This is a genomic window from Streptomyces sp. NPDC058221 (genome assembly GCF_042882365.1).
Classification (GTDB): domain Bacteria; phylum Actinomycetota; class Actinomycetes; order Streptomycetales; family Streptomycetaceae; genus Streptomyces.
This window is the reverse complement of record NZ_JBHVWF010000012.1, coordinates 83,676-97,028: the sequence shown is the minus strand read 5'-3', so window position 1 is coordinate 97,028 and position 13,353 is coordinate 83,676. Positions and strand designations below refer to the sequence as shown.

The 13,353-nt window shown below is 71.1% G+C and carries 12 protein-coding genes; 5 read left to right on the top strand and 7 right to left on the bottom strand.

Annotated features, from left to right (window positions below; translation table 11 throughout):
* Nucleotides 1-322, top strand: a 322-nt coding sequence (locus ACFVW8_RS06750) for a DUF1214 domain-containing protein (RefSeq protein WP_389686766.1), incomplete at its 5' end; no start/stop codon positions are given.
* A gap of 7 nt (nucleotides 323-329) precedes the next feature.
* On the top strand, nucleotides 330-1,010 hold the full coding sequence (locus tag ACFVW8_RS06745) for a GAP family protein (protein WP_389686765.1): 681 nt from the start codon (nucleotides 330-332) through the stop codon (nucleotides 1,008-1,010).
* Between the two features lie 123 nt (nucleotides 1,011-1,133).
* Here the strand turns inward: ACFVW8_RS06745 and ACFVW8_RS06740 are convergent, their stop codons facing one another.
* Together ACFVW8_RS06740 and ACFVW8_RS06735 are read right to left on the bottom strand one after the other, a co-directional pair.
* Complete coding sequence (locus ACFVW8_RS06740) at nucleotides 1,134-2,696, bottom strand: APC family permease (RefSeq protein WP_389686774.1); 1,563 nt, start codon at nucleotides 2,694-2,696, stop codon at nucleotides 1,134-1,136.
* A 141-nt stretch (nucleotides 2,697-2,837) separates the two neighbouring features.
* Nucleotides 2,838-4,208 (bottom strand): DEAD/DEAH box helicase, encoded by a 1,371-nt coding sequence (locus ACFVW8_RS06735; RefSeq protein WP_389686763.1) that lies wholly within the window; start codon nucleotides 4,206-4,208, stop codon nucleotides 2,838-2,840.
* Between the two features lie 242 nt (nucleotides 4,209-4,450).
* Here ACFVW8_RS06735 and ACFVW8_RS06730 point away from each other — a divergent pair, with 242 nt between their 5' ends.
* Entirely contained in the window at nucleotides 4,451-5,353 is a 903-nt protein-coding gene (locus tag ACFVW8_RS06730; protein WP_389686761.1) for an SAM-dependent methyltransferase, read from the top strand.
* Nucleotides 5,354-5,411: 58 nt separating this feature from the next.
* Here the strand turns inward: ACFVW8_RS06730 and ACFVW8_RS06725 are convergent, their stop codons facing one another.
* Both ACFVW8_RS06725 and ACFVW8_RS06720 read right to left on the bottom strand, forming a co-directional pair.
* Nucleotides 5,412-6,326 carry a DUF4038 domain-containing protein gene (locus ACFVW8_RS06725; RefSeq protein WP_389686759.1) on the bottom strand — a complete coding sequence of 305 codons (915 nt, stop codon included), beginning with the start codon at nucleotides 6,324-6,326 and terminating at the stop codon, nucleotides 5,412-5,414.
* Nucleotides 6,327-6,534: 208 nt separating this feature from the next.
* The gene (locus ACFVW8_RS06720; protein WP_389686757.1) at nucleotides 6,535-7,137 is read right to left on the bottom strand and encodes a DUF5060 domain-containing protein; all 603 of its coding nucleotides are present in this window, start codon (nucleotides 7,135-7,137) and stop codon (nucleotides 6,535-6,537) included.
* Between the two features lie 51 nt (nucleotides 7,138-7,188).
* Between ACFVW8_RS06720 and ACFVW8_RS06715 the strand changes: the two genes are divergently transcribed.
* Nucleotides 7,189-7,317, top strand: a complete 129-nt coding sequence (locus ACFVW8_RS06715; protein ID WP_389686755.1) for a hypothetical protein — start codon at nucleotides 7,189-7,191, stop codon at nucleotides 7,315-7,317.
* A gap of 62 nt (nucleotides 7,318-7,379) precedes the next feature.
* Here ACFVW8_RS06715 and ACFVW8_RS06710 read toward each other — a convergent pair whose 3' ends face one another.
* On the bottom strand, nucleotides 7,380-8,231 hold the full coding sequence (locus tag ACFVW8_RS06710) for a phytanoyl-CoA dioxygenase family protein (RefSeq protein ID WP_389686753.1): 852 nt from the start codon (nucleotides 8,229-8,231) through the stop codon (nucleotides 7,380-7,382).
* Nucleotides 8,232-8,340: 109 nt separating this feature from the next.
* Here ACFVW8_RS06710 and ACFVW8_RS06705 point away from each other — a divergent pair, with 109 nt between their 5' ends.
* Nucleotides 8,341-9,369 (top strand): LacI family DNA-binding transcriptional regulator, encoded by a 1,029-nt coding sequence (locus ACFVW8_RS06705; protein ID WP_389686751.1) that lies wholly within the window; start codon nucleotides 8,341-8,343, stop codon nucleotides 9,367-9,369.
* A 69-nt stretch (nucleotides 9,370-9,438) separates the two neighbouring features.
* Here the strand turns inward: ACFVW8_RS06705 and ACFVW8_RS06700 are convergent, their stop codons facing one another.
* Together ACFVW8_RS06700 and ACFVW8_RS06695 are read right to left on the bottom strand one after the other, a co-directional pair.
* Nucleotides 9,439-10,425, bottom strand: a complete 987-nt coding sequence (locus ACFVW8_RS06700) for a hypothetical protein (protein WP_389686749.1) — start codon at nucleotides 10,423-10,425, stop codon at nucleotides 9,439-9,441.
* Nucleotides 10,426-10,610: 185 nt separating this feature from the next.
* Nucleotides 10,611-13,340 (bottom strand): AAA family ATPase, encoded by a 2,730-nt coding sequence (locus tag ACFVW8_RS06695; protein ID WP_389686747.1) that lies wholly within the window; start codon nucleotides 13,338-13,340, stop codon nucleotides 10,611-10,613.
* Nucleotides 13,341-13,353 lie beyond the last annotated feature (13 nt).

The following is a 13,353-nucleotide window of genomic DNA, read 5'->3' as shown; positions in this document are numbered from 1 at the left end:
GTCCTACACCCTGCGTTTCGAACAGCCACCGCCTGTCGAGTCGTTCTGGTCGGTGACCATGTACAGCACCCCCGACTACTACCTCGTCGACAACCCGGTCGGCCGGTACTCGCTCGGCGACCGCACCCCTGGCCTTGTGTACGACGAGGACGGATCGCTGACCGTCGTCATCCAGCGGGAACGGCCCGACGACCCGGCCGGGGCGGCGAACTGGCTGCCCGCCCCGGCCGGGGACTTCCGGCCGATGATCCGCCTCTACACACCCGGCCAGTCCGTCCTCGACGGGACCTACCAGCTGCCGCGCATCGTAGCGAGGGGATGAGGCCGTCGTGGGTGACGCCATCGGACAGATGCTCGCCTCCGCAGTCGGCATCGCCATCAGCCCACTGCCGCTGATCGCGGTGATTCTCATGCTGGCCACGCCCAGGGGCCGGCGCAACGGCATTGCCTTCACGGCGGGCTGGGTGGTGTCGCTGGCCGTGCTCGTCACGGTGGTGGTGCTCGCCGGTTCCGGCGGGGATGCCTCGGGTGGTGACGACGGCCCGGCCTCCTGGACGCTGTGGCTGAAGCTGGGGCTCGGCGTGCTGTTCCTTCTCATGGGCATCAAGCAGTGGAAGGGCCGGCCGCGGGAGGGGCATGCGTCCGAGTCTCCGGGCTGGATGAAGGCGATTGACACCTTCACACCCGGCAAGGCCGCCGGCCTGGCCGCCGCGCTCGCCGTCGCCAACCCCAAGAACCTGGTTCTCGCCGTCGGCGGAGCGGTCTCCATCGCCTCCAGCACGGCCTCGCCCGGCGGCAGGACGGTCGCGGCCGTTCTCATGGTGCTGATCGCGTCCCTGTGCACCGCGCTGCCGCTCGGCGTCTACCTTCTCGGCGGCGAGAAGTCGGCGAAGGTGCTCGGCGAATGGAAGGAATGGATGGCCGCCCGCAACGCGGCCATCATGACCACCGTCCTGATCGTCCTCGGCGCCAAGTACATCGGCGACGCGATCAGCGGCCTGACGGGCTGACCTCCGCCGGGGAATCCGGACGACGCCGCCACATGTCGCGCTCGTAGTCGGCCGGCGCCGCGTCCGGCTGCACCAGGGCGCGGAACCGGGCTCCCGGGTCGCCGGCGCTCGCACGACCTGCTCCTAAGGTGCTGATCCGGGGTCGTGGGCGCGGGCGCCCGGGTCCGTGCGGAGGTGGGCGGCGCCCGAACGCACCGCCCACCCGAAGACCGCGAACGCGACGACGGCCACCACGACCGAGTCGTACGGGGCCGGCAGATGTCCGGAGCCACCGAAGGTGCCGAGCCACGACAACAGGGTCAGCGCCGCCAGGTGGAACACGAGCCAGGCGCCCTGACGCAGTTCCACGGCCGGCGGGCCGCCCGCCGTCCTGCGTTGTTGCAGCAGGAACAGCGGGACACCGGCAAGGACGAGCGGCAGGGCGAGCCGCAGGTCGTGCCAGCCGGACCAGTAGACGAACTCGGTCGCCACGGCGAAACCGACCGGTGCGATCCAGTGCACCCCCGGCATGTGGCCGTCCGCGAGGGGCAGGCCACGCTCCCGGTCGTGCGCCCGGAAGGACGCCACGGCCACCGCCGAGGCCGCGTAGATGATCAGGTACATGTCCCCCATCACGCTCACGATGTCCTGCCAGCCGCCGAACGGCAGCATGAACACGATGATGACCGCGAGGTTGAGGACCAGGGCGCGGCGCGCGATGCCGGAGCGGGGATCGATGCGCATGAAGAAGCGGGGCAGCAGGCCGTTCTTCGAGAGGGCGTAGGTGTGGCGGGCGTCGATCGCGACACCCACGTAGGCGGACCCGCCGGGGGAGACCACCGCGTCGGCGTAGAGCAGTGTGGCCAGCCACTGCAGGTTGAGGACGAGGGCGAGCTGACCGAACGGCGACTCGAAGTTGACGCCCTGCCAGCCGTGCGCGAGCAGTGAGTCGGGCACCGTGTAGAGGAAGGCGAGTTGGAGACCGAGATAGACCAGCACCGCGAGGCCGATTCCGGCAAGGACGGCGGCAGGTACGTTGCGGCGCGGATTGCGGGCTTCTCCGGAGAAGTCCAGAGGAGCCTGGAAGCCGTTCACGGAGTACACGATCCCGCCGCCGGCGAGCGCGGTGAGGCAGGCCGCGTAGCCGTACGGGGCGAACCCGCCGTGGTCCGTGAGACGGCCCGAGTGGGTGCCGGAGAGGAACAGCGCGACCACTGTGAGCACCGGGACGACGACCTTGAACACCGACACCAGGTTGTTCACGCGCGCGAACATCCGCACCGCGAACCAGTTCAGCGCGGTGAGCAGCACGCTCAGCGCCGCGGCGACGCCCAGCCCCGAGGCGGTGAGGCGGCCGCCGTGGTAGAGCCCGGGCACGTAGTGGGCGGCGTACTGCATGATCGCGCTGATCTCGGCCGCGGTGCCGCCCACGGAGAGCAGGACGGACCAGCCGACGACCGTGCCGACCAGCCGGCCGTTCGCGTACAGCGGCCAGCGGACCGTGCCGCCGCCTTCCGGCCTGGTCGCGCCGAGTTCGACCATGACCAGGGCGATCAGCGCGCAGAGCAGACCGGCGGCGACCCAGGAGAGCAGCGCGGCGGGGCCGGCGGTCTGGGCGGCGTACATGGCGGCGAACAGCCAGCCCGAGCCGAGAATGTTGGAGAAGCCGATCGCGGTCAGACCCCAGAACCCGAGATCCTTGCGCAGCCGGTTCTCCTCGGCGCGGACGTCCGGGGCGCCGGCGGTCACCGCAGGCTGTTGATGCGCCACGCGGCAAACCTACTCGACAATCGCGTACGGACCGGGCCGACGTGCCACGCGGCAGGTCGCGTGTGCGGCCCGTCCGGGTCAGCGGCCCTTGCGCACCCGGGCCGCCGCGCGTGCTTCCGCCGTCCTGCGGGCGTCGGCCGTCCTGCGGGACTCCTTGGGGCGGCCCGGACGGGTGCCCATGCCGCGGAAGGGGGCGTTTCCGCTGCCCTTCCCTTCGACCGGCGGGCGCTTCGCCCCGGTGATGGCGGTCAGCTTCTCCTCGCCGGAGCGCACCTGGGTGACAGTCGGCCTGATCCGGGCCTCGGTCATGATCCGGTTCACGTCCCGCCGCTGGTTCGGGGTGACCAGCGTGACCACGCTCCCGGTTTCCCCGGCGCGAGCCGTACGCCCGCCACGGTGCAGGTAGTCCTTCGCGTCGGCCGGCGGGTCGACGTTGACGACGAGGTCGAGCGCCTCGATGTGAATGCCTCGCGCCGCGACGTTGGTGGCCACCAGCACGGTGATCTCGCCGTCCTTGAACTGTGCGAGCGTGTGGGTGCGCTGGGGCTGCGACTTCCCGCTGTGCAGGGCGCCGGCCCGCACGCCGCCGGCCCGCAGGTGCCGGGTGAACCGGTCCACGCCGGCCTTGGTGTCCAGGAACATCAGGACCCGGCCGTCCCGCGCGGCGATCTCGGTCGCGGTCGCGTACTTGTCGGCGGGGTGGACGTTCAGCACATGGTGTTCCATCGTGGTGACCGAACCCGCCACCCGGTCGAGCGAGGCCACTGCCGGCTCGTGCAGATAGTTCTGCACCAACTGGTCGACATTGCGGTCGAGCGTGGCCGAGAACAGCAGCCGCTGTCCGTCGGGGCGGACCTGGTCCAGGATCTCCGAGACCTGCGGCAGGAACCCCAGGTCACACATCTGGTCCGCCTCGTCCAGCACCGTGATCCGGACCTGCTGCAGATCACAGGACCGCCGCGATACGAGGTCGGCGAGCCGCCCGGGCGTCGCGACGACCACTTCGGCGCCGGTCCGCAGCACCGCCGCCTGCCGGTTGATCGCCAGCCCGCCGACCACCGTCGCAAGCCGCACGTTCAGCGCCTGGGCGTACGGCGCCAGCGCGTCGCTCACCTGCTGCGCGAGCTCCCGGGTCGGCACCAGAACCAGTGCGAGCGGCCGCTTCGACTCGGCTCGCGCACCTGCCGTCCGCGCCAGCAGCGCGAGCCCGAAGGCAAGCGTCTTGCCGGATCCGGTCCGCGCGCGGCCGAGGACGTCACGGCCGGCCAGCGCGTTGGGCAGGGTCGCCGCCTGGATCGGGAAGGGCTCTGTCACGCCGAGGCCGGTCAGCGTCGCGTTGAGTTCCGGCGGCAGCCCGAGCGCCTCGAACGACTCGACCGGCGGCAGACCGGTGGCAGCCGTCTGCGGCGTCGTGTGTCCGCCCTCCGGGGCCGGCGGCTTCGCGTTCATGGGGGAACCTTCCTCGGTCTGGCGCCGGAACGCGCCGGGGCCCGTACCCCTCGGTACGGGCCCCAACGGTTTCGAAGCGTGCACCCCAGTTTACCAGCGGGGGCCCCGGCGCAGTCCGGTCCGCCGGCCCGCCCTCTGCCGGCGGGGCGGGCGAAGGCGCCGGGAGGGTGCGGGCACCGCCACGTCGGTCCGGGCGTTAGGTTGTTGACCACGACCGCGGTTTGCACTGTCAGGAGGCGCACATGTCCGGTGACACCCTCAGCCAGGATCCCGCAGAGCTGAGAAGGCGGATCGACAGCAGCAAGGCGCACCCGGCCCGCGTCTATGACGTCTTCCTCGGCGGCAAGGACCACTATCCCGCCGATCGCAACGCGGCCGCCGCCGGGCTCGCCGCCAACCCGCGCGGCTACCTCGACGTACGGCACAACCGCGACTTCCTGCGGCGCGCGGTCACCACGCTGGTCGAGGACGACGGCATCCGTCAGTTCCTCGACATCGGCACCGGCCTGCCGACCGCGGAGAACGTGCACCAGATCGCTCAGCGCACCGCCCCCGAGACACGGGTGGTCTATGTCGACAACGACCCGGTCGTCCTCGCCCACGCCCGCGCCCTGCTCACCAGTGGTCCCGAAGGACGTACGGACTACGTCGACGCCGACCTGAAGAGCCCGGCGCAGATCCTCGAACAGGCCGCGCGGACCCTGGACTTCAGCCGGCCCGTCGCGCTGTGCCTTGTCGCGATCCTGCACTTCATCGAGGACGAGGAGGCGTATCCGATCGTCCGGGAACTGGTGGACGCGCTGCCCGCCGGCAGTCGGCTCGTTCTCACCCACCTCACCGATGATCTCAACCCGGAGAACATCCGAGCGGTCCAACGCACTTACACGGAGCGGGGATTCACGTTCGTGCTGCGTAACCGCAAGGACTTCGGGCGGTTCTTCACGGAGGCCGGGCTGGAGCTCGCCGCCCCGGGGACCGTCCCGGTGCACCACTGGCGCCCGGACCACGCGGCCCCGGTCCCCGAACAGCCCGAGGAGTCCTACCTGGCGAGCCTCGAAGACATCGAGAAGGTCCGGTACCAGGACATCAACGACGTCACGGACGCCGACATCAACGTGTACGGGGGCCTGGGCGTCAAGGTCTGACGCCCGACGGCGGCGCCCGGGACCCGGGACCCGTGGACGGATCCCGGGCCGGACCGGCTTACCGGGAATGCTTCTGGACCAGGAGGACCCAGTCTTCCGAAGAGGGCTTGGGCGGAGCTGCCCACGTCCCCGAAGCGATCTCGAAGCGGCCGTCGATCAGTCGGCGGTCGCCGGTGCGCGGGTCGAACCAGGACGCGCGGTAGGAGCGTGACGTGTCCAGTCCCTTGAGGGTCCCGGTCCGGTCCGTGCCGTCGGCGAACAGGGCCACGTAGGTCGCGTTGCCGTCGCTTGCCAGGTAGGCGTCCTCGTTGTCGCCGAAGTCCGCCCAGTCGCTGTCGTGGAAACGCGGATTCAGCTTCCACCACTGCAGGGAGGTGAAGAACTCCGTGCCGTGGCCGAGCTGACCCGCCGTGGGACGGTCGGCGCCGGTGTGCCACCACTGGTAGCGCGCGGGGAGCTCGTACTCGGTGCCGGCGTCCAGGGGTTCACCCGGTGCGGAGTACACGTCGTTCCACAGTCCCGAGGCGCCGTACCCGTAGCCGCGCATGCCGAGCAGGTAGCTCTTGTACAGGGCGCTCAGCGCGTGCCGTCCGTCGGTCCAGAAGTCCTCGTAGGGCGTCTCGTAGGCGAGCGTCGGCTTTCCGGAGTTCCAGTACTCCTCGGCGAGCTTCCGGTCCCAGCCGTCGGTCTGCTGCCACTGCGAGGCGAAACCGGTGTGCCACGGCTCGGACGCGAAGCGGGAGTTGTCGGCGGTGGTGCTGCTGACGTCCTCCTGATGCGGCATGATCGGCTGGTCGTAGGAGTCCGCCCGGTCGAGTGCCTCGGCCGCCGAGGTCCACGGCTTCATGGCCTCATCGGCGTATCGGCCGTAGAAGTCGTTGTCGATCTCCTGGGCGACCGTCCAGATCGCCGGATACGAGCCGTAACGGGCGTCCCAGTAGCGGCCCATCCGGGCCATGAACTCCGGGGTCATGGACTGCGGGAACTCATCCGGCTGCCCGGCTCAGGCAATCATCGCGTTCGCGTGGACGAGTCCCTTGTCCGCGAGGTAGGCGAACTTGCGGTCGAGGTTGGCGAACCCGGGCAGGTCCTCGGCCTGGAATCCGTCGGTCAGGTCCCGCGACCTGCTCCTCGTCGGGGCCGTGGTGTGTCTCGGCGCCCTGGTCGGACGCGCCGTGCGGCTACTGGTAGACGGTGAAGCCCTGCCGGACGCGCTTGTCCACGACGGACCGGAACTGGGAAGTCACGCCGGGCGCGTTGGAGGTGTCGAAGCGCTCGTGGGGCAGGATCCAGTGGGTGTCGCCGAGGTAGAAGAAGGGGGTGCCGTCGGCGTGGCGGAGGTAGTGGCCATCGGCGCTGGGCTTCAGGAATCCGTGCCGGTAGATCGGCTGATTCCCGGAGTACGGGACGGCACGGACGGCCCTTCTGACGCCGTGGAGTCCCGTGTCGTCCGGATTGGTCGCGGAGGTGGTCATGGTCCAGCGGCCGGTGGTGGGCGGCGCGAAGCGCACCTTCCAGGTGGACCCGCCGTCCCGGAACGCGGGCCGTGTGAGCGTCTGCCCCGCCGGGCCACGGAACACCGCGTTCACCTGGACGTCCTCCAACGGCTTCGGGTAGGTGCTGTGCGCGGTGAGTTGGAGCTCCAGCGTGCGCCACTGCTCCACCGTGCCGGCGGAAGGCACGCTGCCGGCCTCCGCCGCCGAGCCGGTGCCGAGGGGGCCCACCGTGAGCCCGCCGAGCAGCAGTGTCACCGCGCCGATCCGCCGGAGGATTGTGGAACTCATGCGCGCTCTTCGTCCTCGACGAGCTGATGGCCGCGGGCTGCCTCAAAGCCCATGTACGACGTCGCCCGGCATGCCACCCAGGCGCTGCTCGACGCCCTGGCCAACGGCACCGAGGCGGCCGCGACCCGGCACACAGAGCCGATGGAATTCGTGGTCCGCGACTCGACCGCGTCCCGGTAGGAGCGTTTTGTCACGCGGCCGGCTGCTCCTCGGCCGATCCGCCTGCCGTGCCGGGGGCCGGTTCAGGCATCGCCCATGACCAGGCCCTCGATGGTGTGCTTCTGCGTCACCGGCTCCAGCACGTCGACGACCGCACAGTCCAGGTGGAGCCGGACGCGCTCCGGAAGCGCCTCCCAGTAGGCCCGGGTCACGGCGGTGTCGTGCCGGTCGCCGTTGGCGGCTTCGGGACCGTCCACGCCCAGGACGAGCACGGGGCGGGACTTCGACGACATGTTCTTGGTGCCGCGGTGGATGGTGAGCGCGGTGCGGGCGGAAATGTCGCCGCGCCGGGGGAACTTGCGCACCGCCCGCTCCTCGTAGCGCGAGTAGTGCGAGCGGGGCGGGAACATGCCGTGCCCGAACTCCGGACTCTCGTCCCACTGGGTGCCCGGTGCGATCTCGAAGGGGCCCATGTCGCTCTCCGTGTCCACAGCGGTCACATTGAAGGCCAGGGAGGTCAGCCGGCGCTCGGTGCGGGTCTCCTCCGGCATGGGGAAGTCGCGGTGCCAGGGCTGGTTGACGGCGCCTTCGAGCGGTACGTCGAAGCCCAGCTCGACGATGCGGTAGTCGGGGCCGAGCGCGGCGGTACAGACCGACCGCACCCACGGGTCGTCGGCAAGGTCCACGAAGCCGCGCAACTGCTCGGGGTGTATTTCCACGTAGTAGCGGTGCGGGCCGCGTCCGACCGCGCCCCCGGGCCGCGCGGAAGCCTCCCGGAAGGCCACCTTGATGTCCTCGCGGAGCCGGTCGGCCCATTCCGTGGAGAAGGCGCCCTTGCGGGCTGTGATGCCGTCCGAGTACAGAGCGTCGACGTCGGACGACACATCGACGTCGAGGTCGGCCGGTGTGACTCCGGGGTACGGGTGCGGGCTCATGCGTCCTCCTTGGGATGGGGTCGCCCCTATGTTGCATCGTTGATTTCAACGTTGCAATACGCTGCGGCGAGATGTATTCGCGCCCCGCACGGCATGCCACGATGGGCGAATGAGCAGCAGTCTGAAGGAAGTGGCGGCCCGTGCCGGGGTCTCGGCGCGCACTGTGTCGAACGTGGTGAACGGATCCGCCCGGGTCTCGCCGCATACGCGCCGGCGGGTACAGGAGGCGATCGACGAGCTGGGGTACCGGCCCAACCTCGCGGCCCGCAGCCTGCGGGCAGGCCGCACCGGAATCATCGGGCTGGCCGTGCCGGAGCTTCACTCGCCCTACTTCGGAGAGCTCGCCGGGCTCCTGGTCGACGAGGCACGTCGCCGCTCGTGGACCGTGATCATCGAGCAGACGCAGGGGAACGCCGAGTTCGAACGACGGCTGCTGACCGGTGACAGCGGCCGGGTGATGGACGGACTGATCATCAGCCCCTGGGCGCTGGCAGCCGAAGAGCTGACCGCCACCGCGCACACCCTGCCCATCGTGCTGCTCGGTGAGTGCAGCTCCCGGGGCAAGGCGGATCATGTGGCGGTGGACAGCGTGGCTGCCGCGGACGAGGCGACCACTCATCTGCTGGGGCTGGGACGGCGCCGCGTCGCCGCGATCGGGCTTCAGCCGCATCTGCGCAACGGCACCGCACAACAGCGCACCGAGGGTTACCGCAGAGCGCTGCAACGGGCAGGCATCGCGCCCAGGCCGGAATGGGAGCGAGCCGTGGCCTCACTGCACCGGGCGGACGGTGCCCGGGCCATGACCGAACTTCTCGGCGGCGAGACCGTCCCCGACGCCGTGTTCGCGTTCAGTGACGAACTGGCGCTGGGCGCCATGCATGTGGCGCATCTGAGAGGCGTTCGCATGCCGGAGCAGCTGGCCGTCGTCGGATTCGACGACGTCGAGGACGGCCGGTTCAGTCACCCGCCTCTGACCACCGTCTCACCCGACAAACGGCAGATCGCCCAGCGTGCCCTGCAGTGCCTGGCAGACCGCATCTACAGCCCGCTCAACCAGGTGCCCGCGGCCACTTTGACGATCGCGCACCGGCTGCTCGTACGCGGAAGCACCGTGGCGCAGGCGCAGGCCTGCGAGTAGTTCGCCGGCTGCGGCGCACAGTTGTGGCTCAGGGAGGGGCGGAACGGGGGCGTCACTGCCGGGCGGCCCTCAGGAGGCGACCCGCGCGCGGTTGGCGCGCTCGTCCTTCTCCGGGGTGCCGTCCCTGTTCTTCCGCTTGGGGGCGGCGAGTTCGGTCTCCTGGTGGCTGTAGACGCCGATGGGCTTCGGTGCCAGCTTCTGCTTGTTCTCGGTCACCTTCGCGCGGGTGCGCACCACGGCGTACAGCTCGGAGTCCGTGGCGGAGCCCGTCTTGTACTGCTCGTACTGCTCGGGGGAGAGGTACTTGGCCTTGAAGACCCGGAGCACGGTCTCCGCGTCGAGCCCGCCCTTCACCACGACCTCCTGGGACGCCTTGGCGAAGTTCTCCGCGCTGCCGCCGGTGTTCCCGAAGACGGCCGCGAGCTGCTCGGGGTCGGTGGTGTCATAGACCCTGCCTTCCGTGACCCTGGCTTCCTGGGGCAGCTTCACCTTGGCGATGCGTGACTCGTTCTCCGCGGCCCAGGCAGCGGCTGTCTTCAGGCTGCGGGTGAAGGAGACCCAGGACGACTTCACCTTCGCCCTGCTGCCGGCGCGGATGTGATCGGCGGCGGACTTGGTGACATCGCTGTCCATCGGCGGCCGCAGGCCGTTGCGCAGCGGCAGCTCCTCGGAGCGGAGCGTGCGGTAGAAGACGTTGGGGTCCTCGCTCTCCGAGTCGCCTTCGGATTCCGGGTGGAGGTCCCGGTAGCGGGGCATGATGGCGCGCAGCGCCTGCTCGGACAGGCTGTCCCGCTCCTCGGGGTGCGCGGCGCGCAGACGGTCCAGCTCCCTGGCCTTCTTGGCCCGCAGCAGCTGGGTCGCGAGCACGACGCGCTGCTCGGGGGAGAGGCCGTCGGTCTCCACGGACTGCTTGGTCCGCGGGTCGGTCACCGCGGTCCGCTGGATCACGGGCGCGAGGGCCCGGACGACCGCGGCGTTGCCCGCGGCGTGCGGGAGGGGGAGCAGGGCTGCGGAGCCCGGCGGACGGGTTCCCGGCCGCGGTCCGCGCGTGGACACCGGCCGCCCGGCGTCCTGTGCGCTTCGTTGTGCTCGGCTTCCCTGGGCGTACATGCACCACTCCCTCGGACGGGTCAGCTTCCGCGAAGCATATCGGGCCGATTCGAGCCCCGAACACCCGCTTTCATCAGGCACGTTGGCTGCATCCGACCGAAGCGGCCCTGCCGCCGGCCCCCGGAGGACGGTCAGTACACGGCGTTTGAGCCGGGCAACGCACCTGTTGCGGCCTGCGCGGCAGGCCGCAGGTCGGGCCGGTCCCTGAGCTGCCTGCGGGAGTTGATGCCCAGCTTGCGGTAGATGTTGCGCAGGTGGGTGTCTATGGTTCGCGGGCTGAGGAACAGCCGGGCGGCCACCTCTTTCGTCGTCGCGCCGGTGGCGACCAGCCGCGCTATGTGCAGCTCCTGCATGGTGAGCTGGTCGCGGGCGTGCTCGGTGCGGCTGCGCGCCGTCTCGCCCGTGGCGCGCAGCTCGTTGGCTGCGCGCCGGCCGAACGCCTCGAGCCCGGCTCCGGAGAACAGCTCGTGCGCGGTGCGCAGATGAGGCCGGCAGTCCTGCCTGCGGCCCTGCCGCCGCAGCCATTCCCCATACAGGAGATGGGCCCTGGCCCGGTAGGGCAGCATCGGCGAGTCGGTGAGGCGGTCTGTCGCTTCCCGGTAGTGGTCCTCCGATCCCGTCACCAGCGCTCGCGCGTAGGCGGCGATCCCCAGGCCCGAGGGGGTTCCACAGGCCTCGGTGCGTTCGGTCAGCGAGGCCAGCGCGGCTTCGGCGGCGGCGTGCTCGCCGCACCGTACGGCGGCCTCCACCAGCTCCGGCAGGGTGAACCCCGCGGTGAAGAGTTCCCCGTCGGCGGTGGCACGTCGTGCGGCGGCCAGTGCTTCCCGGTACTGGGCCAAGCCGTTGTTGAGCACGGCGCTCGCCCAGTGGATGTTGGAGGCCACCTGTCCCGTGGCGGTGGCCGTCGCCATGAGGGCTTCGAACAGTGCGGACGCCTCCTCACGGCGTCCGCGCATCGCCGCCAGCTGCAGACGGTGGTAGATGACCGGAGGCGCGCCGGTCGCGTCGGCGATGGCCTCCTCCTCGGCGATGGCGGCCATCGCTTCGTCGAGATTGCCGGTGAGCGCGGCGGCGGAGGCGGCCTGCGCGAGACCGAGCCGCAGGGTGAGCGGTGATCCCGACTCACGGCCGTACTTCAGCAGCCACTCGATGATGCGCATATGGGTGTCCGGGTCCCACAGCTCGGCCGCGAGGATGATCGCGAGCGCGGGGTGCCGGATCCACAACGGACCCTCCGCCCCGTCGAGGGCCTCCCTGATCAGGGACACGGCCGCCCGGTGCCCGTCCGAGGCGAGGGTGTCCAGCGCGTCCAGGATGTCCGGTGGGTGTGGCGGCGCGGCCTTCGCCTCGGCGAGGACCCGCTCCGTCACACCGTTCGCGCGTCCGACGAGCAGACTCGTTTCGAGCGCTTCCAGGTAGCTCTCCCGGGAGCGTTCGGGGTCCAGCGGCGCGAGCCGCCGCGCGGCGCGCAGCATCCACGCCGGGCCCTCGCTGTCATCGGCCCGGACCAGGGCGATCCGGCCCCGCAGCAGTTCGGTCTCCGCCTGCTGGAATGTGTCGAGATCCGAGCTCTCGGCTGTCCTGAGCAGCGTGGCCGCCCTGTCGGTGGTGCCCGCGTCGAGGTGAGCGCGCGTGGCCGCGAGAGTCCGCCCGGTCCGTTGTGCGGCGTCGGGCGACAGCTCCGCCGCACGTTCGAGGAAGGCGGCGGTGGCCACCGCACCACCACGCGCCCGGGCCCGGGACGCCGAGCGCTCCAGCTCGGCGGCGACTTCCTCGTCGGGGACCGCGGCGGCCTGGGCGCGATGCCACGCGCGCCGGTCGGGGTCGGCGACCGGGTCGGTGGCGTCGGCGAGTACTCGATGGGCCAGCCGCCGCTCGCTCATCGCGGCGGCGTCGTACGCCGCGGTCCGCGCCAGAGGGTGGAAGAAGCGCACACGGGTTCCGAACTCGACCAGTCCGGTGGCGGTGGCGGCCGCACCGGCACTCGGCAGGTCGATGTCCAGACTGCGCGCGGCGGGCCAGAGCAGCCCGGGATCGCCGGTCGGGTCGGCGCCGGCGATCGTGAGCAGGAGTCGCGCCTGTGCGGGCAGACCGGAGAGCGTGGTCCGGAACTCGTGTCCGACCCGGGTCGGCACCGACGCGAGCCGCGGCGGGGCGAACCCGCCGGCTCTCGGCAGGGTGACCAGAGCCAGCGGGTTGCCCCGCGCCTCGTCCACGAGTCGGTCACGCACCTGTTCGTCGAGCGTCTCGTGGCTCCGTGCGGCGAGCAGCGCCCGTGCGTCGGAGTCGCTCAGCCCGTCGACGCCCAGGCTCGGCAGGGCATCGAGCCCGGCTGTCTCGCACGGCAGCCTGACAGCGAGCACCATCGCGACCGGCTCGGCGGAGACGCGCCGGGCGAGGAACACCAGCGCCTTCGACGAGGCCGCGTCGAGCCAGTGCGCGTCGTCGACCACACAGAGCACCGGGCGCGCCTGACCCGCTGCCGTCAACAGCCCGAGGGTCGCCAGGCCGACGCGGAACGCGTCCGGTGTCCCCGACTCCAGGTCGAAGGCGATCCGGAGCGCCCGGCGGTGTTCGGCGGGCAGCTCGGTCAGGTGCCCCAGCACCGGAAGACAGAGCTGGTGCAGTGCGGCGAACGGCAGCTCCGCCTCAAGCTCGGACCCGCCTGCGCGCAGTACGCGGAATCCGGACGCCGCCCCTTCCGCGTACTCCAGCAGCGTGCTCTTGCCGATCCCCGCTTCACCACGCAGGACCAGAGCGCCGCCCCTGCCCGTCCGTGCGGCGCCGATCAGCTCGCCGAGGCGCTGTGTCTCGTACTGCCTGCCGAGCAGCGGACCGTGAGGAGGAGCCGACGTTTGCACAGCGCGTAGGCTA